At 69.7% G+C, this 24,571-nt stretch carries 23 protein-coding genes; 12 read left to right on the plus strand and 11 right to left on the minus strand.

The features are described from left to right. Nucleotides 1–2: 2 nt before the first annotated feature. The 4 genes from M2157_RS05270 to M2157_RS05285 all read left to right on the plus strand — a co-directional run bounded on the left by M2157_RS05270 (nt 3) and on the right by M2157_RS05285 (nt 3,786). A complete protein-coding gene (locus M2157_RS05270; RefSeq protein ID WP_280864586.1) occupies nt 3–554 on the plus strand; it encodes a carboxymuconolactone decarboxylase family protein in 552 nt (183 codons plus the stop codon). 49 nt (nt 555–603) lie between these two features. Then, the gene (locus M2157_RS05275; RefSeq protein WP_280860623.1) at nt 604–1,704 is read left to right on the plus strand and encodes an alcohol dehydrogenase catalytic domain-containing protein; all 1,101 of its coding nucleotides are present in this window, start codon (nt 604–606) and stop codon (nt 1,702–1,704) included. Nucleotides 1,705–1,793: 89 nt separating this feature from the next. Then, nucleotides 1,794–2,699 carry a LysR substrate-binding domain-containing protein gene (locus M2157_RS05280; RefSeq protein ID WP_280860624.1) on the plus strand — a complete coding sequence of 302 codons (906 nt, stop codon included), beginning with the start codon at nt 1,794–1,796 and terminating at the stop codon, nt 2,697–2,699. 220 nt (nt 2,700–2,919) lie between these two features. Next, nucleotides 2,920–3,786: a 3-hydroxybutyryl-CoA dehydrogenase gene (locus M2157_RS05285; protein WP_280864587.1), complete on the plus strand. Its 867-nt coding sequence runs from the start codon at nt 2,920–2,922 to the stop codon at nt 3,784–3,786. Between the two features lie 96 nt (nt 3,787–3,882). On the opposite strand, the gene M2157_RS05290 is transcribed toward M2157_RS05285, so the two are convergent. The 5 genes from M2157_RS05290 to M2157_RS05310 all read right to left on the minus strand — a co-directional run bounded on the left by M2157_RS05290 (nt 3,883) and on the right by M2157_RS05310 (nt 8,587). Continuing rightward, nucleotides 3,883–4,848 carry an electron transfer flavoprotein subunit alpha/FixB family protein gene (locus M2157_RS05290; RefSeq protein ID WP_280864588.1) on the minus strand — a complete coding sequence of 322 codons (966 nt, stop codon included), beginning with the start codon at nt 4,846–4,848 and terminating at the stop codon, nt 3,883–3,885. 29 nt (nt 4,849–4,877) lie between these two features. Continuing rightward, nucleotides 4,878–5,654: an electron transfer flavoprotein subunit beta/FixA family protein gene (locus tag M2157_RS05295; protein ID WP_266512564.1), complete on the minus strand. Its 777-nt coding sequence runs from the start codon at nt 5,652–5,654 to the stop codon at nt 4,878–4,880. Between the two features lie 25 nt (nt 5,655–5,679). Then, a complete protein-coding gene (locus M2157_RS05300; RefSeq protein ID WP_280860627.1) occupies nt 5,680–6,855 on the minus strand; it encodes an acyl-CoA dehydrogenase family protein in 1,176 nt (391 codons plus the stop codon). Beyond that, nucleotides 6,852–8,027, minus strand: coding sequence for a CoA transferase (locus M2157_RS05305; protein WP_280868167.1), 1,176 nt, complete (start codon nt 8,025–8,027; stop codon nt 6,852–6,854). Before M2157_RS05305 ends, M2157_RS05300 begins: the two co-directional genes overlap by 4 nt. A 125-nt stretch (nt 8,028–8,152) precedes the next feature. Next, nucleotides 8,153–8,587 (minus strand): hypothetical protein, encoded by a 435-nt coding sequence (locus tag M2157_RS05310; protein WP_280860628.1) that lies wholly within the window; start codon nt 8,585–8,587, stop codon nt 8,153–8,155. A 523-nt stretch (nt 8,588–9,110) separates the two neighbouring features. On the opposite strand from M2157_RS05310, the gene M2157_RS05315 reads away from it, so the two are divergent. The 3 genes from M2157_RS05315 to M2157_RS05325 all read left to right on the plus strand — a co-directional run bounded on the left by M2157_RS05315 (nt 9,111) and on the right by M2157_RS05325 (nt 11,768). After that, nucleotides 9,111–9,554: a DUF485 domain-containing protein gene (locus M2157_RS05315; RefSeq protein WP_280860629.1), complete on the plus strand. Its 444-nt coding sequence runs from the start codon at nt 9,111–9,113 to the stop codon at nt 9,552–9,554. Continuing rightward, on the plus strand, nt 9,551–11,179 hold the full coding sequence (locus M2157_RS05320) for a cation acetate symporter (protein WP_280864589.1): 1,629 nt from the start codon (nt 9,551–9,553) through the stop codon (nt 11,177–11,179). Before M2157_RS05315 ends, M2157_RS05320 begins: the two co-directional genes overlap by 4 nt. 88 nt (nt 11,180–11,267) lie before the next feature. Next, nucleotides 11,268–11,768, plus strand: a complete 501-nt coding sequence (locus M2157_RS05325) for a pyridoxamine 5'-phosphate oxidase family protein (protein ID WP_280864590.1) — start codon at nt 11,268–11,270, stop codon at nt 11,766–11,768. Between the two features lie 85 nt (nt 11,769–11,853). On the opposite strand, the gene M2157_RS05330 is transcribed toward M2157_RS05325, so the two are convergent. The 5 genes from M2157_RS05330 to M2157_RS05350 form a co-directional block, all read right to left on the minus strand. Then, nucleotides 11,854–16,029 carry a beta-galactosidase gene (locus M2157_RS05330; protein WP_280864591.1) on the minus strand — a complete coding sequence of 1,392 codons (4,176 nt, stop codon included), beginning with the start codon at nt 16,027–16,029 and terminating at the stop codon, nt 11,854–11,856. A 716-nt stretch (nt 16,030–16,745) separates the two neighbouring features. Next, nucleotides 16,746–17,270 (minus strand): hypothetical protein, encoded by a 525-nt coding sequence (locus M2157_RS05335; RefSeq protein WP_266512535.1) that lies wholly within the window; start codon nt 17,268–17,270, stop codon nt 16,746–16,748. A 234-nt stretch (nt 17,271–17,504) separates the two neighbouring features. After that, nucleotides 17,505–17,918: a VOC family protein gene (locus M2157_RS05340; RefSeq protein WP_280860634.1), complete on the minus strand. Its 414-nt coding sequence runs from the start codon at nt 17,916–17,918 to the stop codon at nt 17,505–17,507. Then, a complete protein-coding gene (locus M2157_RS05345) occupies nt 17,915–18,499 on the minus strand; it encodes a dihydrofolate reductase family protein (protein WP_280860635.1) in 585 nt (194 codons plus the stop codon). Before M2157_RS05345 ends, M2157_RS05340 begins: the two co-directional genes overlap by 4 nt. Nucleotides 18,500–18,742: 243 nt before the next feature. Then, nucleotides 18,743–19,714 carry a WYL domain-containing protein gene (locus M2157_RS05350; RefSeq protein ID WP_280860636.1) on the minus strand — a complete coding sequence of 324 codons (972 nt, stop codon included), beginning with the start codon at nt 19,712–19,714 and terminating at the stop codon, nt 18,743–18,745. Between the two features lie 111 nt (nt 19,715–19,825). Between M2157_RS05350 and M2157_RS05355 the strand changes: the two genes are divergently transcribed. Further along, nucleotides 19,826–20,512, plus strand: a complete 687-nt coding sequence (locus M2157_RS05355; RefSeq protein WP_280864592.1) for an alpha/beta fold hydrolase — start codon at nt 19,826–19,828, stop codon at nt 20,510–20,512. Continuing rightward, nucleotides 20,505–21,083 carry a GNAT family N-acetyltransferase gene (locus tag M2157_RS05360; protein ID WP_280860638.1) on the plus strand — a complete coding sequence of 193 codons (579 nt, stop codon included), beginning with the start codon at nt 20,505–20,507 and terminating at the stop codon, nt 21,081–21,083. The genes M2157_RS05355 and M2157_RS05360 overlap by 8 nt, the downstream gene beginning before the upstream one ends. Nucleotides 21,084–21,118: 35 nt before the next feature. On the opposite strand, the gene M2157_RS05365 is transcribed toward M2157_RS05360, so the two are convergent. Next, on the minus strand, nt 21,119–22,048 hold the full coding sequence (locus M2157_RS05365) for a LysR family transcriptional regulator (protein ID WP_348541779.1): 930 nt from the start codon (nt 22,046–22,048) through the stop codon (nt 21,119–21,121). 72 nt (nt 22,049–22,120) lie between these two features. Between M2157_RS05365 and M2157_RS05370 the strand changes: the two genes are divergently transcribed. Genes M2157_RS05370 through M2157_RS05380 form a run of 3 tightly spaced genes read left to right on the plus strand, consistent with a single transcriptional unit; the run spans nt 22,121 to nt 24,568 of the window. Continuing rightward, on the plus strand, nt 22,121–22,975 hold the full coding sequence (locus M2157_RS05370) for an alpha/beta hydrolase (protein WP_280864594.1): 855 nt from the start codon (nt 22,121–22,123) through the stop codon (nt 22,973–22,975). Beyond that, nucleotides 22,972–23,784, plus strand: a complete 813-nt coding sequence (locus M2157_RS05375; RefSeq protein ID WP_280864595.1) for an LLM class flavin-dependent oxidoreductase — start codon at nt 22,972–22,974, stop codon at nt 23,782–23,784. Before M2157_RS05370 ends, M2157_RS05375 begins: the two co-directional genes overlap by 4 nt. Nucleotides 23,785–23,797: 13 nt before the next feature. Then, the gene (locus M2157_RS05380) at nt 23,798–24,568 is read left to right on the plus strand and encodes a methyltransferase domain-containing protein (protein WP_280864596.1); all 771 of its coding nucleotides are present in this window, start codon (nt 23,798–23,800) and stop codon (nt 24,566–24,568) included. Nucleotides 24,569–24,571: the final 3 nt, after the last annotated feature.

The raw sequence follows: 24,571 nt of genomic DNA on the forward strand, positions 1-24,571 counted from the left end.
ACATGGCACGCGTTCCCTACCTTCGCCGCGAGGATGCGGACGAGGCGAACAAGCCCCTGTACGACCGGCTCGAAGCCGAACGCAAAGTACCGACGGCGAACATCTTCCTCGCTCTCGCGGGCGCGCCCGAGCAGCTGGACGGGTTTCTGACCTACGCCAACTCACTGCGGGCCGCCGACCTCAGCCCCAAGCTGCGTGAGCTGGCCATTCTGACCGTGGGGTACGCGACGCGTTCCGCCTACGAGGTCGCGCACCACCAGTCGCACGGACTCAAGGCCGGACTCACCGGGGAACAGCTCGCGGCGGTGGCCGACTTCGAGTCGTCCGAGTTGTTCGACGCGACGGAAAAGGCGGTCATGCGCCTCGCGAAGGAATCCACACTCCACGTCGATGTCTCTGAGGAAACATGGCGTGCCGCCGCCGATCACCTGACGGACCGGCAGATGGTCGAACTGTCGTTGTCCATCGCCTGGTACAACTCCGGCGTCCGCATCATGGGTCTGCTGGACATCGACCTTGAGGACAATTACCCGAACCCGTTCCAGAATTCCTAGCTCTCGGCACCGTACTGCCCATCAATTCCGGAGTATTTCAATGGCGAAGATGCTCGCTGCACGACTGCACAAGCTCGGTGAGCCGATGTCCGTGGACACCGTCGACGTGCCCACCCCCCGGCCGACCGACGTGCTGGTGCGCGTCAAGGCATGCGGAATCGTGCCGAACATGGCCAACGTGATCAACAACTGGCCCTCTTGGTACCCGCACCAGCCGCTGCCCCAGCTGCCCGCGATCTTCGGCCTGGACCCGGCGGGCGTGGTCGAGGCCGTCGGCGAGGCGGTGCTCAACACCAAGCCCGGCGACCGGGTCTATGTGAGCCCGCTGCGCTCCTGCGGCAGCTGTCAGGTGTGCCGCGGAGGCGAGCTCAGCCGGTGCCGCTACTTCACCCTGAACGGTTACTTCAGCACCTCCCGCGACGGCCAGCGGATCTTCGACCTCTACCCGTACGGCGGGTTCTGCGAGTACATGACGGCGCCGCAGCACTCGATCGTCAACATCCCCGACAACATGACGTTCGAGCAGGCCGGCAAGCTCGGCTACATCGGCACCTCCTACAGAGCCCTCAAGTACGCCGTGGCCAGCCCCGGCCAGGTCGGGCTGATCGACGGAATCACCGGCACCCTCGGCGTCGCCTCCACCCTGCTCGCGCTGGCCTCGGGCGTCTCCAGGGTCCTCGGAACCGGCCGCAACGAGGAACTCCTCAAACGCGTCAAGGAACTGGCCCCGGACCGGATCGAGGTCATGCGGCTGGGCGAGGGATCCACCGGCGCGTGGGCGAAGTCCCGCACCGGAGGCGAGGGTGCGGACTTCGTCATCAGCGCTCTGGGCGCCAAGGCGCCGGTGGAGACGATGCTGGATTCCATGCAGGGCGTCCGCCGGGGCGGCCGGGTGGTCAACGTCGGGGGTGTGGCCGACCGGTTGCCCGTGGACGTGAAGTGGCTCATGGACGAGCAGGTCCACCTGATCGGCTCCAACTGGTTCTCCACCGCGCAGGGTCAGGAGGTCGCCGACATGGTGGCCACCGGAGCCCTGGACCTGTCCTACCTGATCACCAAGCCGTTCCCGCTGTCCAAGGTCAACGAAGCGATCTCGGGACGTGCCGCGGACCTCGACGGCGGATTCAGCAACTACGTCGTGCTTCCCTGACCCCACGGACCATCCACACTCACCCCGCGGCGATCCTGTTCTGCCCTGACTGCGCCGCGGGGTGCCCGCACCACAGGACGGAGGAGCCGGTGGAACTGCGCTGGCTGGAATCGTTCGTCGTCGTCGCGGAGGAACTGCACTTCGCGCGGGCGGCGGATCGTCTGCACCTCGCCCCGTCGGCACTCAGCGCCCAGATCAGGGCGCTGGAGTCGCACCTGGGTGTGCGGCTGATCGACCGGGGGCGACGCACCCGCCCGGCGCTGACCAGTGCCGGGCAGCTGTTCCTCGACGAAGCGCGGCTGACCCTCGCACAGGCCGCCCGAGCCGTGGCCGTGGGCCGGCGGGCAGGGCGCGGGGAGCTGGGGCACGCCCAGATCGCGTACGTCGCCTCGGCCGCGTTCTCCGGGGTGCTCACCGATGTCCTCACCCGGTGCGCGGCCCCCGGCACCGATCTGACGGTGCAGGTGCGCGAGTTGGAGACACCGGCCCAACTGGAGGCGCTGGCCTGCGGTGACATCGACGTCGGCTTCCTGCGCTGGCGGCCGGAGTACCCGCCCGAGGTCACGGCCACCTGCCTGCTCAGCGAGGAGGTCGTCCTGGCACTGCCGGCCGGCGCGCCCCTGGCGGCGTACGAGACGATTCCCGCGGCCATGCTGCGTGACGAGAACTTCGTGGCCCCGCACTTCGACGAGGAGTACGGCTGCCGCGACCAGATCCTGGAAGTGGCCGAGCGGGGAGGCTTCAGTCCCCTGTGCGCTCCCCCGGTGCGGGACTACGTCGCCGCGCTGACGCTGGTGGGCGGTGGTCTCGCGGTGGCCCTGGTCCCCGACTCGCTGCGGCGCGTGCACATCCCCGGGGTGGCCTACCGTCCGCTGGCGGACGTATCGCTCACCACCCGGCTGGTGGGTGCCTACCGCAGGGGTGAGACCTCGCCCGCGGTGCGCGGTGTGATCCGCCGGCTGCGGGAGGCCGCGGTCTCGACGGCCGCCGGCTGAGGCCCTGATCCCGATGCCGTTCCGGGCGGGCCGTTCGTCGTGGTCCGCGCAGCGCCGCGCGGGTCGGCCGGTCAGCGTCGAACAGACGCATGTTTGTGCGCGGATGACGCACTGTTTTCGCAGGTCAGAGCAGGTATGCCGGTCTACGCTCAACACGGAAGCACACACCGTGGCGGCGTCGGTCGACCGCCGCCCGACGGAGGGACAGGCGGAGAAGCACATGACAGCGATCAAGCACGTGGGCGTCGTAGGCGCGGGCCAGATGGGCCGGGGCATCACCGAGGTCTGTGCACGGGCCGGGCTGCACGTCACGTTGTGCGACGTGACCGAGGACAGGGCCCGGGCCGGGCTGGCGGGTGTGGCGGACTCCCTGCTCAAGGCGGAGAAGCGCGGTGCGATCGCACCCGAGGACCGCGCACTCGCCCTGGCCGGGGTCTCGGTCACCGACGATCTGTCCCGCCTGTCGAGGGCGGACCTGGTGATCGAGGCCGCCGTGGAGGACGAGCAGGCCAAGACCGAACTGTTCCGGCAGCTGGACAAGGTGGTCACGAACCCGGCCGCCGTGCTGGCCAGCAACACGTCCTCCATCCCCATCGCCAGGCTCGCGGCGGTGACCGGCCGGCCGGAGGCGGTGGTGGGCCTGCACTTCTTCAACCCGGTTCCCGTCATGCCGCTGGTCGAGGTGATCCCCTCGCTGCACACCTCGAAGGCCACGGAACTGCGGGTGCGTGCCTTCGCGGGCGAGATCCTGGGCAAGAAGACGGTCGTGGCGCAGGACCGCGCGGGTTTCGTGGTGAACTCCCTGCTGGTGCCCTACCTGTTGGCGGCGGTGCGGATGGTGAGCTCCGGTACGGCGACGGCGGAGGACATCGACACGGGGATGACCGCCGGTTGCGCTCACCCCATGGGTCCGCTGCGTCTGGCCGATCTCATCGGGCTCGACACCGTCGCGGCGATCGGTGAAGCACTGTACGAGGAGTACCGGGAACCGCTGTACGCCCCGCCCCCATTGCTGCGCCGCATGGTCGAATCGGGGCTGCTGGGCCGTAAGTCGGGGCAGGGGTTCTTCAGCTACCGGGCGGCCTGAGGGCTACGGCGGGCCGCACATGGGCGTGCGTTGTCCGACGGCGACTGCCACCGGCCTGGCCGGTGGCAGTCGCCGTCGGACAACCGCTCCGATACGTCAGGCGGTCCCGCGACGGGCGGCCACTGCCTGCGTGAGCTGGGGAGCCACCGAGAACAGGTCGCCCACCACGCCGTAGTCGGCCACACCGAAGACCGGTGCCTCCGGGTCCTTGTTGACCGCCACGATCGTCTTGGACGTCTGCATCCCGGCGAGGTGCTGGATGGCCCCGGAGATGCCCAGCGCGATGTACAGCTGCGGGGAGACGGACTTGCCGGTCTGCCCCACCTGGTACTGGTGGGGGTAGTACCCGGCGTCGACCGCGGCACGGGACGCGCCGACCGCACCGCCCAGGACGTCGGCCAGCTCCTCCACCACCTTGAAGCCCTCCGCTCCCGCGACACCGCGTCCCCCGGAGACGACGACGCTCGCCTCGGTCAGCGCGGGACGGTCGCCCGCGAGCGGGGCGCGGCGGGCGATGACGCGGGCGGATGCCGCCGGGTCGACCGGCGCCGGGACGAGCTCGTGCTCCACCGCCGCCACGGGATGTTCCTCCGGCTCGAAGGCGCCCGGCCGCAGGGCGATCACCGGTACCCCGTGGGTGACCTCGGAGCGCACGGTGTACGACCCGCCGAAGACGATCTGGGTGACCACTCCGGAGGCGTCCAGGTCGACCGCGTCGATCAACAACCCGCTGTCCAGTCGCGCGGCGAGACGCCCGGCCACCTCCTTGCCGTCGGTTGTCGCGGAGACCAGAACGGCGGCGGGAGAGACCTCCCGTGCCGCCGACTCCAGGGCCTCGACGGCGGGCGAGCCAAGAAATCCGTCGGCCTGCGCGGATTCGGCCGCGTAGACGCTGGTGGCGCCGTGCCGGGCGAGGGAGTCCTTGAGGCGGGCCGCGGTGCCGGGAGTTCCCACGAGCACGGCGGCCGGGTCGCCCAACCTCCGTGCGGCGGCCAGGAGTTCGTACGTTGACTTGTGGACGTGATCCCCGTCGTGGTCGACGAGGACGAGGACGTCGGGCATGGGTGTGCCTGCTTCTTGGTCGGAGCGGTTCAGACGAGTTTCCGGGCGATCAGGTGGTCGGCGAGCTGCCGGCCCGCCGAGCCGTCGTCCGTGACACGGATGCCGGCGGCCCGCGCCGGACGCGGGACGGCCTCCACCACACGCGTGCGGCTCACCAGGAATCCGGTGTCGTCCGGAAACAGGTCGTCGAGGCCGACCGTCGCCACGGGCTTCTTCTTGGCGGCCATGATGCCCTTGAAGGAGGGATAGCGCGGTTCGTTGATCTTCTCGGTGACGCTGACCAGCGCGGGCAGCGGCGCCTCCAGGGTCGCCTCACCGCTCTCGGTCTCGCGCTCGGCGCGCACCCGGCCCGCGTCCAGGCCGAGTTCGCGTACGTGGGTCAGCTGCGGCAGACCGAGCAGGTCCGCGACGACGGCCGGGACCGCACTGGCCTGTCCGTCGGTCGCCGCGTTGCCCGCGAGGACCAGGTCCACGTCCGCCACCGTCCGCACGGCGGCGGCCAGGACCCTGGCGGTGGTCACCACATCGGCGCCCTGAAGCCGGTCGTCGCAGATGTGGATCCCACGGTCGGCGCCCATCGCCAGGACCTTGCGGATGGCGTCGAGCGCCGAGTCGGGTCCCATGGACACGACGGTGACCTCGGCGTCCGTCGTCTCCTTGAGGGTCAGGGCTTCCTCCGCGGCGCGCTCGTTGATCTCGTCCAGGACGAGGTCGGTGTTCTCACGGTCGAGGGTGTGGTCCCCCTCGGACAGAGCGCGTTCGGCAGCGGTGTCCGGAACCTGTTTGACGAGTACGACGATGTTCACGGTCGTCTTCCTTCGGCCGGGGCGGTCAGCGGAACGCCGGGTAGCCGGTGATCGCCTGGCCGACGACCAGCGTGTGCATCTCGCTGGTGCCTTCGTAGGTGAGGACGGACTCCAGGTTGTTGGCGTGGCGCAGCGGCGAGTACTCCAGGGAGATGCCGTTGGCGCCGAGGACGGTGCGGCACTCCCGCGCGATCGCGATCGCCTCCCGCACGTTGTTGAGCTTGCCGACGCTGATCTGCTCGGGCCGGATGCGGTGCTGGTCCTTCAGGCGGCCCAGGTGCACGGCGAGCAGCGCGGCATTGCCCACGGACACGGTCATGTCGGCGAGCTTCTTCTGCGTGAGCTGGAAGGCGCTGATCGGCTTGTCGAACTGGACCCGGGAGTCGGCGTAGTCGATGGCCGCCTGGATCGAGTCGCGGGCGGCGCCGACCGCGCCGAACAGAATGCCGAAGCGGGCCTCGTTGAGACAGGACAGCGGGCCTCGCAGGCCCTCCGCGAGCGGCAGCCGCGCCGAGTCGGGCAGCCGTACGTTGTCGAAGTACAGCTCCGAGGTGACGGACGCCCGCAGCGACATCTTCTGCTTGATGTCCTGGGTGGTGAAGCCGGGCGTCCCGCGCGGCACGAGGAAGCCGCGAATGCCCTCCTCGGTCTGCGCCCAGACGGTGGCCACGTCGGCGATGCCGCCGTTGGTGATCCACATCTTGGAGCCGTTCAGGATCCAGTCACCGCCCTCGCGGACGGCCTTGGTACGCATCCCGGACGGGTTGCTGCCGAAGTCGGGCTCGGTCAGACCGAAGCAGCCGATCGCCTCACCGGCGGCCAGCCGCGGCAGCCACTCGAGCTTCTGCTCCTCCGAACCCCACTTCCAGATGGAGAACATCGACAGCGAGCCCTGCACGGAGACGAAGCTGCGGAAGCCGGAGTCCGCCGCTTCCAGCTCCAGACAGGCCAGCCCGTAGCTGACGGCGTTCGTGCCGGCGCAGCCGTACCCTTCGAGGTGCATGCCGAGAACGCCCAACTTGCCGAGTTCCGGGGCGAGTTCGCGAGCGAAGTGGGCGTTCTCGAACCACTCGCCGATGTGCGGGCGGACCCGGTCCGCGAGGAACCTGGCGACGGTGGCCTGGATCTCGCGCTCCTCGTCGGTGAGGACGGAGGCGATGTCGAACAGTTCGAGGGGGTCCTGCAGCGGCTTGGCGCTCATGTCGTGCTCCTTGTGTTCAGGCTCGGATGAAGGGGGTGGTCGAGTATCTGTGCGGTGTGCTGGCCCAGGCGGGGCGGGGCGAGGCGGTACCGCGCCGGGGTGCCACTCAGCCCGATGGGATGCGCGACCTGGCGGGAGAAGGTGGCTTCTTCTCCCTCGGCTGCGGCGACGGGGATGTCGACGATGCCGGGAAGGCCGAGCCGGTGGGCGAAGGCGAAAGCCCCGTCGAGGGTGTTGACCGGTCCGGCGGGCACCCCGGCCGCCAGCAGGACGGTGGACCAGTGGTCCGCGCCCGCGGCGCCGAGCCGCTTGGTCAGGACGTCCCGCAGTTCGACGCGATGAGCGACCCGGTCGGCGTTGCTGCGGAAGCGGTCGTCGAGAGCGAGACCGGGATCGCCGAGGACCTCGGCGAGTGCCGCGAACTGCCGGTCGTTGCCCACCGCGAGGGCGATCGGCCGATCCGCGGTCGGCAGGGTCTCGTACGGGGCGATGCTCGGGTGCGCGTTGCCCATGCGGCCGGGAACCACACCGGCTACGGCGAAGGCCGAGGCCTGGTTGACCATGGCCGACAGCAGCGATCCGAGCAGGTTCACCTCCACGAGCTGCCCTTCGCCGGTGGCGTCCCGGTGCCGTAGGGCGGCGAGGATGCCGAGCGAGGCGTGCAGTCCGGTGATCACGTCGACCAGGGCCACGCCCGCCTTCACCGGTTCGCCGTCCGCGGTCCCGGTCACGCTCATCAGGCCGCCGACTGCCTGTACGAGCAGGTCGTAGCCGGGGATCGCGGCGCCCGCGCCGCTGCCGAAACCGCTGATCGAGCAGTAGATCAACTCCGGGTGCCGGGCACGGAGTTCGCGAGGACCGAGTCCCAGTCGTTCCATCGTCCCGGGACGGAAGTTCTCCACCAGGACGTCGGATTCGGCGATCAGGGAGCGGGCCTGTTCGAGGCCGGCCCGGGTCGTGAGGTCCAGGACGACGGACCGTTTGTTCCGGTTGACGCCCAAGAAGTACGTCGAGGTGCCGTCCTGGTCCGCCGGCGGGTGCCAGGCCCGGGTCTCGTCCCCGATGCCCGGACGCTCCACCTTCACCACGTCGGCGCCGAGGTCGGCGAGGAGCATGGTGGCATAGGGTCCCGCGAGAACCCGGGAGAAGTCGGCGATGCGCAGCCCGTGCAGCGCGGCGCGCCCTGCTGCGTCGACCGCGTCGGCCCGTTCGTCCGGTGCGTCGTACTGGGTGTCCACGCGCCCTCCTCTCTCTTCGTGCCGCCTACGCGAACTGACATGACCGGTGCCGTGTCCTCTCACCACCAGCGCTCCAAGGACGTTGCCCGGTAGGTGAGTTCGACGAGGGGAAGTCCCTGCTCACGAGGGGCTACGGCCCGCACGACACGTACTCTCGCCCCCACCCCGGCCACGGCAGGTTCTGTGCCGGCGATCTGACAGACCAGGGTGAAGCCCTCGTCCATCGCGACGAACCAGGTGTGGAGTGGCGATTGGCCGATGCGGCGCACCAGGGCCCCGGCACCCGTGCTGCGCTCCCGCTTGAAGGCGGTGGAGCCACAGGCGCGGCAGAACGAACGGCGGTAGGCCGCGGTGCCGCACCAGAGGCAGCTCTGGAAGAGCAGTTCGCTGCGGACCTCCGGCGCGGACGGGTCGGCGGTCCCGGTCGTGGCCGCGGCAGGGATGTCGTGACCTGTCCGGAACTCGTTGGGTCCACGGCTGTCTGTCTGGAGCATCACAGCCTCCTGTACTCACTCCGGTGGCCGGAAACGGGCGATCGGAGTCCGATATGGCTCCCTCACCCTGGCCCGTCCGCGAATCGCTGGTCAACGACGAGCTGACGCATCTTTGTGCGTCGAAAACGTTCTGTTCACCACGCCCGAATGCACCGGGGCACGTTCAGGCGGCGCGATACTCGTCAGGCATATGCCAGCAGTACCACCCCCACGATGGACGGCACGCCAGTGCGGCAAACGACGTACTGCGCATCGCCCCGCCGACGGGGACTGATGTACGACGTACGGACGGCCGAATTCCAAGGAAAGTGAAAACAGAAGACACCTGTGGCACTTCCGTCCCACCGTCACCAGGGGCACCAACCGCGGCCTGCTCGCCTTCGGGGCTCCCGCCGGAAAGTTCAACGGAACACACATCCACCGCCCGGACACCCGCATAACGTGCGGTGACCCGAACCGCCTCCGCCTCCCCCACTTTCCTGCGGTCCGTGAATGCCGGGCCCACCGCGCTAGGAGTTTTGGGATGTCCTACGACCGCTCGGAATTATCCCTGTCGCACCGGCACAACGGACGGGTCCCCTCCCCCACCGCACACCGGCCGCCGCCCATCGCGTCGGCCGGAGAGCGCCCGGGAAGCGGGGCCCGTCAGCGTTCGTGGTCCAGCTATCACCGCGCCCTGCGGGTCCTGCGCCGCGCCTGCCGGTGGCAGCGACGCGTGGCCACCCTCGCCGCCCTCGGTTACTTCGCCGTCTTCCTCACCCTCACCGTCAAAGCCCCCGCCTTCATGGCTCGCCCGACCCTCGGCGGGCTCCCCACCGGCCTGCTGCTCGCCGTCGTACAGATCCCCGTCACCTGGCTTGCCGTCCTGCTGTTCGAGTACTCGGCCCGGCGATTCGTCGATCCCCTGGCCCGCAGGGTCAGCCGGTACGCGTCCCCGGCCGACGGCGACGGACGGGCACAGGCATGACCGGCCTCGGTGGCTCCGCGCAGTCCTGGTCCCTGGTCGCGTTCTGCAGCGTCGTCACCCTCACGCTCCTGCTGTGCGTCCTGACCGGCCCCGACCGCGACGACCTGGAGGAGTTCTACACCGGCTACCGATCGCTGTCCCCGCTGCGCAACGGCCTGGCCGTCGCCGGCGACTACATCTCCGCCGCGACCGTACTCACCATCGGCGGGGTCATCGCCCTGTGCGGCTACGACGGAGTCGTCCTGGCCCTGAGCACGCTGCTGTCCCTGCTCCTGCTGATGTTCCTGCTCGCCGAACCCCTGCACAACACCGGCCGGTTCACCATGGGTGACGCGCTGAGCCGACGTGTCCCCGGGCGGGCCGTGCGCATCACCGCGTGTGCGGTGACCCTGCTTTCGCTGATCCCGATGATGATCGTGCAACTGGCGGGCGTGGGACAGTTGCTGGCGTTCATCCTGGGCTTCTCCGACCGCGCCATGCAGACCGGCTGCATCGCCGGCGCCGGCATCCTGATGATCAGTTATGCCGCCCTGGGCGGGATGAGGGGAACCGCGCTGATCCAGATCATCAAGACGGTGATGCTCCTCGGATCCGGCCTCGTGGTCGCCGTACTCATCCTCGCGACCTTCGGCTGGCACCCGGGCACGCTGGTCGACACCGCCGCGCAGCGCAGCGGGACCGGCGAGGCGTTCCTCCGGTACGGCCTGCAGTTCTCGGACGGGCCGCACCCCGGACTGGACATGGTCAGCACACAGGTCGCCATCGTGCTCGGCGGCGCCTGCCTGCCGCACGTCACCATGCGGATGTACACCGCGGGCGACGCCCGCCAGGTACGGCGCACGATGTCCTGGGCGGTGTCCTCGGTCGCCCTGTTCATGCTGGTGATCACCGTCATCGGCCTCGGCACCACGGCGCTGGTCGGCCGCGAACGGATCACGGCCGCCGACCCGCACGGCAGCACCGCCTACCTGCTCGGGGCGCGCGCCGTGTTCGGACCCGATGTCTCCCGCCCCGAGAGCCTGGTGTTCAGCACCGTCACCACGGCGATCTTCCTGACCCTCCTGGCGTCCGTCGCCGGGATGACGCTCGCCTGCGCCAACTCACTGGCGCACGACGTCGCCGCCTCCAGGCACAGTGGGATGCCCGCCCTGCGGGAGATGACCCTGGCGAGGGCCGGCGCACTGATCGTCGGCGTACCGGTGGTGCTGCTGGCTGCCCTGGCCCAGCACCGCAGCCTTCAGTCGCTGGCCACCCTGTCCTTCTGCATGGGCGCCTCCGCCATCGCGCCCGCGCTGGTCTACTCGCTGTTCTGGCGACGTTTCGGCAAGGCCGGGCTGCTCAGCACGCTGATCGGCGGTTCGGTCGCCGTTCTGGTCCTGATGTCGGGCACCCGGCTCGTCTCCGGTTCCCCGGCATCGGCGTTCCCGGAAGCCGACCTGAACTGGTTCCCCTTCACCACGACCGCCCTGGTCTCGGTACCGGTGGGCTTCGCCTGCGGCTGGCTGGGCACCGTCCTGAGCGGACGCCGCAGCGCCCGTCGCGCACGCGAACGGTACGCCTGCATCGAGCAACTGATCCTCGCCGGACCTCCGCAGCGCCGCCCGAGCTGGAGCGACAACGACTAGAACTCAGTGCGTTTCCGGGTGTCGAGAATGTGGCGCCGACTCCGTCCCAGGTGTGACCGACCCCCACGATCACAACGGAGGAACAACCGTGGAGACGAACGAGATCACCGAGGTTCTGAACCGACCGATCAGTCAGGAGCTGTTGGCTCGCGATGTGACCCGCTTGGCGTACGTCGCCAAGGACGGCACACCCCGCAACGTGCCGATCGCGTTCGTCTGGAACGGCTCGGAGATCGTCATGTGCACTTCGAAGAACGCCCCGAAGCTGCCGTCCCTGCGCGAGAACCCGGCGGTCGCCCTGACCATCGACACCGAGGTGCACCCGCCCAAGATCCTCCTCATCCGGGGTCGGGCCGAGCTGGACTTCGTCGACGGCATCCCGGACGAGTACCTCCAGCCGACCAGCACCTACGAGATGACCCCCGAGCAACGGGTCGAGTGGGAGGCGGAGGTGCGTTCGCTCTACCACGACGGCATGGTCCGCATCGTCGTGACACCGACCTGGGCAAAGCTGATCGACTTCGAGACGACCCTGCCGAGCGCGGTCGAGGAACTGGTGCGGCGGCGGGAGGAGCGTCAGCGCGCCTGAGCACAGTCACGGTGACGCGCCGCTGCTGCCCGTGCCTCGCGAGGCACGGGCAGAAGAATCAGGACCCACTACCTCTATACGGCTGTCAGCCGCATGTCAGTGTGGGGACCGCCCAGTCGCCGTGGTCGTTGCCGTTGCCGTCGTCTCCGTCGCCGACCTTGAGGTCGATCACCTGGGCGCCGCTGATGTCGACGTCGATGGGTACGGCGGTCTGTCGGCCGCGGATCGTCTGGGTGGTCAGCAGCGTCTTGCCGTCGGCGATCACGGAGAACGTCACCGTTCCCGCACCGCCCGTCTCGTCGTCGACGCCCACGTCCGCCGTCAGCCGCGAGCAGCTTCCGGCGAGGTAGAGCTGGACGTCGCTGAGCGCGTTGGTGCCGAGGCCCTTGGCGTAGCCCACTCCGCCGATGCTGATCGCACGGCCGTCCCCGGCCGCCTGCTCGCCGACGCTGCTGTCACGCTCCACCGGCCCCCATCCGTTGGTGGAAGACAGGAACGGCAGGTCGCTCACAGCGCTCTTCCCGGCCGGCGGCGCCGGTGGTATCCCGCCGATGATGCGCTCGTCGACACCGGTGGCCTGCCGTCCGCTCTGCAGGTAGCGCACCGTGGTGGTCAGTGCCGAGGCGGAGGGCAGATCCCCGGTCGGTGGCTGGACCTTCCACGTGAAGGTTGCCGAGCCGCCCGGCTGCAGGCGCTTGAGGGACACGGGGCTCGTGGCGCTCACGTTCCAGCCGTCGGGTGCGGAGAGCGCGGCCGTCAGCCGGGACGCGGGCGGTGCGCCGTTCGGCACCCGCACGGTCGTCCGGGCCGTGAAGGCCTGGCCCGGCTGAGCGGTGTCGGGCACGTCCAGGGTGACCTCCGCTCCAGGACGCTTCGGCATCGCGTACTTCTGGGAGTCGTAGCGCGGGCTGTCGTTCTGCCCGACGCGCAGGGACGAGGCGTAGCTGCCGTAGTCGGTGAGCGAGACCTTGCCGAGGCCGCCGGTGCTGCCGTCCAGGTTCCACACGGCGATGGCGATGCTGTTGCGGCCGTTCGGGTTCAGGATTCCGTTGGGGACGGGGAACGTGTGCTGCGGACCGAGGTAGTTGACGTAGTTGCCGACCTGCCAGCCGTTCACGAAGAGCGTGGCACGGTACTTGCGTGACGGGTCGTCGGTGAACGTCAGGCCGAGTGAGGTGTCCTGGCCGCGGGGCAGGTCCAGAGTGGCATCGGTGCGGTACCAGGACACCCCGGGGCGGGTGTCGGTCGCCGGCAGGGTGACCCGGTTCCACTTGCCGTCCGGGTAACCCGGGAGGGACCAGCCCGCCCGCTCGCCGTACAGGCCGCCCGTCGAGAGCGGGCCGCGCACCGTGTCCTGCAGGTCCTCGCCACCGCGTACGCCCTGGAGGCGCCAGGTGACGGAGGTCAGCGGGGCTCCGACCAGGGAGGCGCTGGTCAGACCGCGCGCGGTCTTGTTGCCGTTGGTCGAGTTGTAGTCCTCCTCGTGCCCCATGTTCACGGTGAGCACGGAGAGGACGTTGTCGCCCTTGGACCTGACCGACCCGGCCGGGAAGGTGAAGTCGGCGCTGCCCGTGGTCGAGCTCCCCAGGAAGGTGCCGTTGAGCCAGGCGGAGAACGCCTGTGCGCCTCCGCCGGAGTCCGAGACCAGGTGGATGCCGGTCTCCTTGCCGGTGGCGCGGAAGCGGCCGCGGTACCAGGTGTTGCCGGTGTGGAAGCCGTAGTCGTCCGCGTAGAGCACCGGCAGTTTGTTGACGCCGGAGACGCTGTTCGTGGTCGTCCTGTCGGCCACCTGCCAGTCGGTGTCGTCGAAACCGGGGGCCGCTTCGGGGGACTCCTCGGCGTGCTTCCAGTTCGTGAGGGCCGGCAGGTGTATCGCGGCGGCCGTCGGGATCGTGCCGGTGAGGCTCCGGGAGTCGGTGGCCCGGGTGTCCACCGGCCGGCCGTTCCAGGTGACGCGGGCCGCGGAGGTGAACACCTCGATGTTCTTGTCGTCGTCGTTGTCGCCGGTGAGCGCGACCGTACGGCCGCCGTTCAGGCTGGTCGCCGTCCGCAGCAGGTGGGTGCCGCGCACCAGGACCGGGCCGGTCGCGGTGTCCTGACGCCAGAACGTCTTCGCAGTGGCCTTGTCGCCCACGAGCAGCACCAGCGGGCGCTGTGCGTCGCCGCTGACGTTGATCCTGATCAGGCCCGTGTGGGTGTAGTTCAGCCGCAGGTCACCGGTGGCCGGGTCCCAGGTGCTCGTGACGGTGCCGCCGCTGGTGGTCACGGTGGGCTTGGAGGAGTAGCGCAGGACGGTTTCGCCGTCGCTGTCCGGGTCGCCGTAGAGCACGGCGAGGTCCCGGTCGCCGATGGTCGCGCCGGTCATGATCTCCGAGGTGGAGTACTGCAACTGCGCATCCCCGAGACGGTAGTTCGCCACGATCACGTGGGAGTCGCGTCCGTCGAGCGTGATCGCGGTGCCCGGCTGCTGGGGGACGACGGGGTAGGTCGGCTCCGCGGCGGCGTCACCCGTCGGTACGTCGATGGCGTCGATGGACACGTAGTTGTCGGTGGACCCCGAGCTGTGGCTCCCGGCGACGACGATCTTCAGCGTGTGCGCTCCGGCCGTCAGGCCGGTCTTCTGGAAGATCACCGCTTGGTTCTCGCTGCCGGAGTCGTCGACCGTGGCCACCTTGGTGCCGTCCAGGTAGACGTCGGCGTTGCCGTGGTTGTTCGTCTTCGAGCCGATCCAGCGGATCGCGGTGCCGTCGAAGGGGACGGTGACCGAGTCACCGGCCTTGTTGGAGAACGACTCGGTGTGCTTGTAGTCGCCTCCGGTGTAGCTCTGGTCGGCCACATGCGACCACGAACCGGCGTACTGGAGCGCGGAGTCCGGGTCGTCCCAGGTGTAGGTGGTGTCCGTGGCCGGCTGAGCGTTGAAGTCCAGCGAGATGTGAGTCCTGTCGACCGCCGTGGACGTGGAGTTGCCGTGCCGCAGCACATGGAACTGTGTCCTGGTGTCCGGGTTCATCCGTGCGGTGTCGACGATCGCGGAGTCGTCCGGTGGTGTGGTCCTGATCGCGTCGGTCTTGGTCAGCGGGGCCACCGACTGGGTGAAGTACCCGATCAGCTTGTCCTCGTCGTACTTCGGATCGAGCTGGCGGGTCTCGCGGATCGCGGCTCCGTAGTCGTACGACGTGTAGTTCTGCGGCATGCTGAGCCAGCCCCAGTTGGTGCCGCCGTAGGTCATGTAGAAGCTCTGCGCGGTCGCGCCGACCGCGATGTTCTGCTTGTAGAAGACGTTGGCGAACTGGTCGTTGATGAGCTCGGCGCACTTGTCGTAACCCGGACCGCCCCAGGGATCGAAGGCGCCACCCTGGAACTCCGGGGAGTACAGCGGCTTGCCGGCGGGGTGGTCGTAGCTGATGTCGGGGACACCGTTCCACTTCGAGGGGTTCGAGCAGTCGAAGCCCTGCGGATAGGAGTCCGGTCCGTCCACGTCCAGGGCGCCGGCACCGGAGTTGAAGGTGCCGTTGTTGTTGCCGGTCAGCGGCACGGTGATGCCGTCGGCGCGGGCCTTGTCCTCGAGGTGCTGCATGTAGGAGCGGGCGGCGGAGGAGCCGTTGTAGTACTCGTTCTCGACCTGGTAGGCGATGACCGACCCGGTGCCGTTGGTGAGTTGGTGCCGGGCGATGATCCGGTCGATCTGCGTCAGCCACTCGTCGGCGTACTTGAGGAACCGCGGGTCGTCGCTGCGGTTGTTCTCGGCCTTGGTGGTCAGCCACCCGGGCAGGCCGCCGCTGTCGACCTCGGCGTTGATGTAGGGCGCGGGGCGCGCGATCACGTAGAGCCCGGCTTCCTCGGCCATGTCGAGGAGCTTGTCGACGTCACGCACCCCGCTGAAGTCGTACACGCCCGGCTTGGGCGAGTGGTATCCCCAGTCGAAGTACAACGAGGTGGAGTTGAAGCCGGCGGCCTTCATCTTCTGGAAGATGTCCCGCCACAGGTCGGGGCTCGGAAGCCGGAAGTAGTGGAACTCGCCGGACCAGAGGTAGGTCCGCTTGCCGTCGACGAGGAACGAGTAGCCGTCGAGAGTCACCGTGTGCGCCTGCGCGTCGGCGGCGGATGCGGCGGCGGGCGCCGGCCCGTCCGCCTCCCGCGCCGTGGCGGGCGCGGCCATGCCCACGGCCAGGGCGATGGTCGCGGCCGTAGCGATGGCCGCCCTCCACCACCCACGACGACCGGGTCTCGCGGTCTCTGAGTCGATCGGATTACCCCGCACTGCGGCCTCCCTATCGCCCGAGCAATCAGCATCGAACAGACTCAGGCAAAGTCGAACAGTAGGGGGGCAGTTGCCTCAGCACAATGGGGCGGTAGAACACGGATGGGGCGGTGGGGGCGGCTGACGATGCGAAGCCTGTGGGCTCGGCCGATCCCTCGCCCTGCACGGCCGCCCGTCTCGGGCAAGCCGCTTTCCGCACACGGGCGTTGACGGAACGAACCGTTGCGGTCGTCAGCTGTCCGCAGGTCGTTCGAGCGCCACCCTGGGCAGGCGACGGGCGAGCGGGGCTGGCGGCCACCAGGCCCACTTGCCCATCAGCTGCATCAGAGCCGGGACGATCAGGCAGCGGATGACCAGGGCGTCCATCAGGCCGCGGTGACGAGCTGGCGACTGTGTGGGCCCCGCACGGTGTGCGGGGCCCATGCCACGACTACGGGTCGCGAGTGTTCGGGCCACCCCGAAACCGATTCAGTGGCGCTGTCCCCGGAGCCTGCCGAGCAGTTGCCGAGCCTGGGCTCGGCGACGCGGATCGGCCGAGGCACGGCGCACCTGTTCGGCGGCACGTCGCCCCTGCGGGCTCCTGCTGAACCGCTTGATCTTCTCCAACATGCCAGGCACGACTGTCCTCCTGAGAAGGTCGACGACAAGGCCTTCGTACAGACGCGGTTACCCCGCGCCCACCGTCCCACCCCTGTCGTCCACCCCTGCGGACGGGATCAGCTCAGGCCGAGGTTCGACAGGGCGGTCGTCCAGTCCGTGACGATCGCGTCCTGGGCGTCGGCGAGGCTGACGGTGCCGGCGCAGACGGCCTTCTTGAGTTTGTTCTCGACGGTGTCCTTGTTGGCGGCGGTCGTGGTGCCGTACTCCGGCTCGGGCCAGAGGTTCAGCGCACTCTTGGGAGCACCGCCGAGTTCGAGGGGTACGAAGTGGTCCTCCTCGTAGTCCGAGGTGCTGGTGTCCGTGTAGCCGTACTCGACGATCTGCGTCTTCTTCAGCGCGGTGGTGTAGGAGCTGGACGGCCGGACGGTCGCGGTCCACCCGGAGACGCAGATGGTGGAGTCGATGGTGGACTGGGTGACGTCCGGGTTGAAGTCACCGGGCTGGCAACTCGGGTCGGGCAGGGGGAGGTAGCCCTGGCTGCAGCTCTGCGCGTGCGCGGTGCCGGCTGCGACGGTGAGTCCGGCGGCGGCGAGGGCGAGGGAGGAGAGGGCGGTGACCAGGGAGCGGGATATTCGGGGCATGGGGGGTCTCCCGAGGGGGGTGCCCGGCAGGAATTCCGGGCGGTCGTGAGCATGACAGCATCGAGGTCGTCTATGCGGGTAGACCTCTTTGCCAGTCGTGGAGATCCCTTTTTTGAATGTTTGATCACGCCGGTACCGACGGAGGGCAAGTCATGGCCGGCACTTGGTTGTCCGCCTGGGCCGGCCGGCGACGGCCGTGGCGTGAGCGCCGCCACCCCGCTCACCGTGACCACGTCAGGAGAAGTCTGCTGCGGTGATGCCGTCGGCGTGTCCGGGCGGCCACTCCACCAGCTCGATCCGGTAACCGTCCGGGTCGGTGAGCCATGACGTCTTCGGGCCGTGAGGGCCGCCCGGGTACTGGACAGGTCCCGGTTCCAGGCCGGCTTCGGCCAGCGTCTCCAGGGTGACAGTCAGCGTGTCCACCTGGATCGCGAGGTGGTCGACTCCGCTGCCCACGTCGACGCGTCCGTCGGCGGGACGGTGGACCAGTTCGAGCGAGGCCGCCGGTTCGCCGGGGAACTTCAGGATCACAAGGCGGCTCCCGTCGCCGACCTCGACCCTGCCCAGTTCGGCATAGCCCAAGGCGGTGTAGAAGCCGAGCGAGCGATCCAGATCGGTGACGCGGTAGGCGACGAAGAGCGTCTTCATACGGCCTCTCCCGGTCGGCGCACCCGGTAGCGGAGGTGCGTGACGTCGCGGTCCTCGAGCCGGCGGACGAGGTCGAGTTCGATGTGATCACCACCGAGGTGGTCGAACAGCCGTCGACCGTCGCCGAGGAGGACCTGCACCAGGTGGATCTCCATCTCGTCCAACTGCCCGGCTCGGAGAAGCGCTTGGGCCGCCCCCGCCCCATGCACCATGACCGGCCGGTCCCCGGCGGCCGCGCGAGCCTGATGGGCGCAGTCCTCGACGTCGGTGACGAAACGCGCGTGGCCGGGTGGCACGTCCCCGTCGTCCACCCGGTGGGTGAGGACGAAGATCGGCACGCCGTCGTGATGGTCGCCCTGCCAGCGCCCGGCGAGTTCGAAGGTCCGTCGGCCGGAGATCACCGCGCCGGTCGCCAGCGCTTCGCGGTAGACCTGGCCGCTCGGGCCGTCGGACTCCCGGTCGTCGAGCCAGTTGAACAGCCGTCCACCGTCACGTCCGAGCTCCTGCCCCGGCCGATCGTCCGGACCGGCGATACAGCCGTCGAGCGACATCGACATGTACAGCCGAATCGGATTGCTCATTCTGACCTCCGCCTCTCCTCCAGTTCACAAGGGAGACTTCAGGCAACCGGCAAACTCATCGGCCTGCCCCGAGAGCCACGCAGCCTGAACGACCTCGACTCATACGGCTCGCCGGCGGTCCTGGGCGAACTCGACGAGGACCTCCTGCCCCCCGGCGCAGGTGATCCACGCCGGACAAGATGCCTCGGACAACTTCGAACGACGTCAAGTAGCGTGCGGGGAAGGGCCGTTCACGATGAACGCTCAGGTCTCGTCCGTCACGGCCGCCGTGAAACGCTTGGCGAGCGCCTCCACCGCCGCCCGCAGCTCCTGCCCGCCCTCGACGCGGAAGGCGAACGGCAGCTGCGCCAGCCACTCCTGCGCGTACATCGTGGGATTTCTCGTGCTGCCGACAAGCACGCACCCGTCTCCCGACGGTTCAAGCCGTCCCATGGGCGGGCGGATCGACGGCAGCACCTCGGCCATCGGGGCGTCGAACACCACCCGCGTGGGAAACTCCCACCCCTTGCCCAGGTTCTCCTCCAGCGCCGCCACCGGGTCGAGGCCGGCGGGCATCTCGAAGCCGTGGGCGGTCTCCCGGACCGCGCGGACCCGGTCGATCCGGTAGGTGCGGATCGCGTCCGCGCGGTGGGAGTGGCACAGGAGGTACCAGCGGCCGTAGCGAACGACGACCGCCCAGGGATCCACCTCGGCCTCCCACTCGTTGCCGGACTCACTGCGGTAGGTGACCAGCACACGGCGTCGCACCGCGCTCGCCGCGACGAGTGTGCTCGTGAGGGCGGGATCCGGACGGGACGCGTTCCGGTCGGGTGCCGCCGACGCGTGCTCTCGCAGGGCGGCCGCCTGCCGGCCGACGCTCTCGGGCAACGCCCGGATGACCTTGCCCAGGGCGGCACCGACGAGGTCGTCGGCATCGGGATCGGCGGCCGCCGGCTGACCGTCGAGGACGGCCATGACCAGGCCCAGCGCCTCGGGTTCCGTGAAGACGACCGGCGGCAGCCGCGCCCCGCGCCCCAGTCTGTACCCGCCGTAGGGGCCCCGGGCCGAGTGCACGGGGATGCCCGCCTCGCGGAGGATCCCGACGTACCGGCGCGCGGCCCGTTCCGTGACGCCCAGGGACGCGGCGAGCTCGTCGGCCGTCACCCCCGCGGGGCGGGACTGGAGGATCTCGAGGGTGCGCAGGGCTCGCGCGGTGGGGCTGAGCTCGGTCGGCACCCGAGCAGATTAGGTGGTCACGAGACATACCGGAAGTGGATTGTCCGGAATCAGTCGTAGCGTGATGGCACCGACCGGCCTCACGGGCTTCACGGGAAAGAGGACTCATCCATGGACATCCTGCTCATCGCCGGCCTGTGGCTGGACGGCTCCGCCTGGGACGGCGTCGTGCCCGCGCTCGAGGAACTCGGCCACCGCCCCGTGGCACTCACCCTCCCTGGTCAGGGTGACGGAGCTGAGTCCGCCACGTTGGAGGACCAGGTGGCGGCGGTGCTCGCCGCCGTGGACGCGGCGCCGGAGAAGCCCATGGTGGTCGGGCACTCCGCCGCCGGCACCCTGGCCTGGCTGGCCGCCGACGCGCGGCCGGAGCGGGTCGCCAAGGTGGCCCTCGTCGGAGGCTTCCCGTCCGCCGACGGGCAGCCGTACGCCGACTTCTTCGAGACCAAGGACGGCGTGATGCCCTTCCCCGGGTGGGGCCCCTTCGAAGGACCGGACTCCGCCGACCTCGACGAGGAGACACGCAACCGCTTTGCCTCGGCGGCGATCCCCGTGCCCGAGAGGGTGACCAAAGGCACGGTGCGGCTGAAGGACGAGCGGAGGTTCGACGTCCCGATGCTGCTCGTGTGCCCCGAGTTCACCCCCGCCCAGGCCCGGGACTGGATCGACGCCGGTGACGTGCCCGAGGCCACCCGCGCCAGGCACCTGGACTTCGTCGACATCGACTCGGGCCACTGGCCGATGATCACCAAGCCGGTCGAACTCGCCCGGCTGCTCGCCGCGGCGGCTGCCGATGCCTGAGCCCACGCCGTACCAGGTCCGCCCCCTGGACGCCGCCACCTGGGACGCCTTCGCGGAGCTCGTCGAACGCAACAACGGGATCTTCGGCGGGTGCTGGTGCATCGGCTACCACCCGGAGTGCGGCCAGTCCGGGATCAGCCACCGCGAGGCCAAGGAGGACCGGGTGCGGACCGGCCGCGCCCACGCCGCGCTCGTCCTCGACGAGGACGGCACCGCGCAGGGGTGGTGCCAGTACGGCAGCCCCGAGGAGCTCCCCAACATCAAGCACAGGCGCGCGTACGACAAGGACGTACCGCCGCGTCCGGACTGGCGGATCACCTGCGTCTACGTCGACAGGAAGCACCGCGGACGGGGCATCGCGCGGGTGGCGCTGGAAGGCGCCCTCGACCAGATCGCCCAAGCCGGAGGGGGCATCGTGGAAGCCATCTCGGAAGTGACCGACGGACGCGAGGCGCAGGGCCGCTTCCTGTTCAGCGCGACCGTCGAACTCCTCCAGGACTTCGGATTCACGCGCGGTCGGCAGGTCGGCAAGCATGCGTGGATCGTGAGCAGGGTGGTCGATCCGGCGTGAGGCCGACGCGCCCGCCGAGGGGCAACCGGCTTGCGTCAGGCGGTGGTTGGCGGCGGCGCGAGTTCGGCCGCGACCTCGACGGCGATGTCGACCGCGCGGGCGGCGAGTGGTGAGTGGATACGTCCGGCCTGCCAGTGCAGGTAGATCTCCCGTGGCGGCAGGGTGGGCCGTAGCTCGTGGATGCGGAGCCTGTCGTCGGAGGGGACCCCGGCTCCGAGGATGGCCAGCCAGGGCAGGAGCGCCGATCCCAGGCCGGCTCGCACCATCGACAGCAGGGTGTCGTTGACCGCGCTGCGGAACACGATCTGCGGACGGGCGCCGCTGCGGGCGAGCGCCTGCTCCATCAAGGGCTGGTCGCAGGTCAGCGGCCAGGCCACCATCGGTGTCCCGTCGAGCCGCTCCAGCGGGACCGGACCTTCGGGAAAGTCGCCGACGCGGGCCACCAGCAGGTAGGGATCGTCGAGCAGCTTGCGGTGCTCACCGTCGCCGTCGATGCGGCCGTCGTAGAACAGCAGGTCGAGGTCACCGATCTGCGGCTGTTCCGGCTCCTCCTCGGACAGTCTGATGTCGCAGCCGGGGTGCGCGTCCCGCAGCCGGCGTACGACCGACGGCAGGATCACGTTGGACACGCTCTGGAACGTCCCGATGTCGATACGGCCGTCCCCCGCCTGGAACCGGTCCACGGCCTCGGCCAGTGCCGCCGCCTTCGCCAGCAGTGCGCGACCGTGCTCCAGGACCACGGAGCCGAGCGGGGTGAGCCGCACCGGCTTGGGGCCGCCCGGCCGGTCGAACACCGGACCTCCGACCGCCCGCTCCAACGCGGCGATCTGCTGGCTCACCGTCGACTGGGTGTACCCGAGACGGGCGGCTGCCCGACCGAACGAGCCCTCCTCGGCGATGGCGGCCATCGCCTCCAAGTGGCGCAACTCGAAGGTGCTCACGCGCTCCAGCGTAGCGACGTACATTGTTGTAAGCGATTGAATTGATCGGAAATCATCGCTTTTCACAATGGAGTCGCGGACTCTAGCGTGCCAGACATGACCTCACATCGATCTCACGGCGAACAACTACTCGGAATCAACGGTGTCGAGCTGTGTGTCGAGACCTTCGGAGACGGCGCGGACCCGGCGATCGTGCTGGTCGCGGGGGCGGCCGCCTCGATGCTGTGGTGGGACACCGACCTGTGCGAAGAGATCGCCGCCCGTGGCCGGTTCGTGGTCCGCCACGACCATCGGGACACCGGCCGGTCGACCTGCTGCCCGCCGGGGCAGCCGACCTACTCGTTCACTGATCTGACCCTCGATGTACTCGGTATCCAGGACGCCTTGGGCATCGAACGCGCCCATGTGGTCTGTCAGTCGATGTTCGGCGGCCTGGGGCTCGTCCTCGGTGTGGACCATCCCGACCGGGTGGCGTCGCTGACGTTCGTTTCGGCCTCGACCGGTGCCGACGACCTGCCGCCGCCATCGAGCGACCTGGCCATGCCGGCCGATCCGGACGTCACCGACTCGGCCGCGGTCGTGCAGTACGTGGTCGACGGCGCGAGGGCGTACGCCGGTGGCTCGCCGTACTTCGACGAGCCCGTGATCCGGGCGCTGGTCGAACGTGACGTGGCGCGCGCCAGGAACTACGCGTCGACGTTGGTCAACCACTTCGCCATCGAGCTCGACGGGCCGGCGCACGGCGGCTTCGGCGACATCGCGGCGCCGACGCTCGTGGTCCACGGCGATCACGACCCCCTGCTGCCGCTGCCGCACGGTGAGGCGCTGCGCGATGCCGTCCGAGGTGCGGAGCTGCTGGTCCTCGAGGGTGCCGGACATGACCTGCCGCGACCGGTGTGGGACGACTTCGTGTCGGCTCTGGAGCGGCACACGGAAGGCGGCCGCCCATGAACCCGCTGCGGTCGGCACTCTGGCTGCCGCTCTTCGACGACCTCGCCGATCCGCGGGTGGTCGCCCGCCTCGCCGCCGACGCGGAGGAGGCCGGGTGGGACGGCTGCTTCGTGTGGGATCAGCTGTGCTGGCGGGAGCCGGTCCGACAGGTCGCCGACCCGTGGATCGCGCTGGCGGCTATCGCGACCGTGACCGAGCGGATCCGGCTCGGCCCGATGGTGTCGGTGCTTCCCCGTCGACGGCCGGCCAAGGTCGCGCGGGAGAGCGCGACACTCGATCGGCTCAGCGACGGCCGCCTCACCCTCGGCGTCGGCATCGGCAGCGACCGGTTCGCAGGCGAGCTGTCCAGAACCGGCGAGGAGCTCGACGCCCGAAGGCGCGGGCGGATGCTCGACGAGTCCCTGGCCATCCTGGCCGCCGCCTGGTCCGGCGACCCCGTGCGCCACCGCGGCGAGCACTACACCGTCGACGACCTCGCCTTCCTGCCGCGGCCGGTTCAGCGGCCCGGCGTGCCGGTCTGGGCCGCCGGATTCCCGGGCAACGCCAAGCCGATCCGCCGTGCCGCACGACTCGACGGCTTCTTCCCCGCCAATCTCGAACACCCGGACCAGCTCGCCGAGGTCGTCGGCTCCCTCACCGCGCTGCGCCAGGGCCGGATGGCCTCGTACGACATCGCCGTAGGGCTGCCACTCGGTGTCGATCCCGAAGCGTACGCGCGAGCCGGCGCGACGTGGTGGATGCCAGAGTTGGAACCGGGTGTACGGCTGGACACCGTGCGGGGCGTACTCCGCGACGGCCCCGCGGCGTGAGGAGACGGTCACCTTGTTCGACTACGACTCGGAGCTCGCTCGGTATCACGAGCGACTGCTGGAAGCCCTCGACATCCGTCCCGGGGATCGTGTCCTCGACATCGGCTGCGGCACCGGCCTGACCACCCGGGACGCGGCCCGAGCGGCGTCACCCGGTAGCGCGCTCGGCATCGACGTGTCCGGCCCCATGCTGGCGCGGGCCCGCCGACAGGCCGAGACGGAAGGGCTCCGCAATGTCGATTTCGTGCAGGGCGACGCCCAGGCCCATCCGTTCCCGGCGGAGTACTTCAGTCTGGGCGTCAGTCGGTTCGGCACGATGTTCTTCTCCGACCCGGTGGTCGCGTTCGCCAACATCGGGCGATCCCTGCGACCGGGTGCGCGCTTCGTGCAGCTGGTCTGGCAGGCCGCCGACCAGCAGGAGTGGCATACCGCGATCCGGGCGGCGCTCGCCGGCGAGCACGCGTCATCGGCGTCGGCCACTGCGGCCGACGACCCCTTCACTCTGGCCGATCCGGACGTCGTGGCCGAGGCCCTGACCTCGGCAGACTTCGCAGCGGTGGACGTCGTCGACGTACGCGAGCCCGTCCGGTACGGCCCGGATGCCGACCACGCGCGTGCTGCCGTACTCCAGCTGCGCATGGCGAGGGAATGGCTCGCCGATCTGGATGCCGGGTCCGCCGAGCGCGCCCTCGACCGGCTGTCCGCGACCCTCGACGCGCACGACACCGGCGACGGCGTGTGGTTCGACTCCCGCGCCTGGCTGGTCAGCGCGCACCGGCGTTGACCG

This window comes from Streptomyces sp. SAI-127 (assembly GCF_029894425.1).
Taxonomy (GTDB): Bacteria; Actinomycetota; Actinomycetes; order Streptomycetales; family Streptomycetaceae; genus Streptomyces.

Coding starts and splice junctions, on each gene's coding strand:
- M2157_RS05270 (WP_280864586.1), top strand. CDS start 3: ATGGCACGCGTTCCCTACCTTCGCCGCGAGGATGCGGACGAGGCGAAC.
- M2157_RS05275 (WP_280860623.1), top strand. CDS start 604: ATGCTCGCTGCACGACTGCACAAGCTCGGTGAGCCGATGTCCGTGGAC.
- M2157_RS05285 (WP_280864587.1), top strand. CDS start 2,920: ATGACAGCGATCAAGCACGTGGGCGTCGTAGGCGCGGGCCAGATGGGC.
- M2157_RS05290 (WP_280864588.1), bottom strand. CDS start 4,848: ATGCCCGACGTCCTCGTCCTCGTCGACCACGACGGGGATCACGTCCAC.
- M2157_RS05300 (WP_280860627.1), bottom strand. CDS start 6,855: ATGAGCGCCAAGCCGCTGCAGGACCCCCTCGAACTGTTCGACATCGCC.
- M2157_RS05310 (WP_280860628.1), bottom strand. CDS start 8,587: ATGCTCCAGACAGACAGCCGTGGACCCAACGAGTTCCGGACAGGTCAC.
- M2157_RS05315 (WP_280860629.1), top strand. CDS start 9,111: ATGTCCTACGACCGCTCGGAATTATCCCTGTCGCACCGGCACAACGGA.
- M2157_RS05320 (WP_280864589.1), top strand. CDS start 9,551: ATGACCGGCCTCGGTGGCTCCGCGCAGTCCTGGTCCCTGGTCGCGTTC.
- M2157_RS05335 (WP_266512535.1), bottom strand. CDS start 17,270: ATGCCCCGAATATCCCGCTCCCTGGTCACCGCCCTCTCCTCCCTCGCC.
- M2157_RS05340 (WP_280860634.1), bottom strand. CDS start 17,918: ATGAAGACGCTCTTCGTCGCCTACCGCGTCACCGATCTGGATCGCTCG.
- M2157_RS05345 (WP_280860635.1), bottom strand. CDS start 18,499: ATGAGCAATCCGATTCGGCTGTACATGTCGATGTCGCTCGACGGCTGT.
- M2157_RS05355 (WP_280864592.1), top strand. CDS start 19,826: ATGGACATCCTGCTCATCGCCGGCCTGTGGCTGGACGGCTCCGCCTGG.
- M2157_RS05360 (WP_280860638.1), top strand. CDS start 20,505: ATGCCTGAGCCCACGCCGTACCAGGTCCGCCCCCTGGACGCCGCCACC.
- M2157_RS05365 (WP_348541779.1), bottom strand. CDS start 22,048: ATGTACGTCGCTACGCTGGAGCGCGTGAGCACCTTCGAGTTGCGCCAC.
- M2157_RS05370 (WP_280864594.1), top strand. CDS start 22,121: ATGACCTCACATCGATCTCACGGCGAACAACTACTCGGAATCAACGGT.
- M2157_RS05375 (WP_280864595.1), top strand. CDS start 22,972: ATGAACCCGCTGCGGTCGGCACTCTGGCTGCCGCTCTTCGACGACCTC.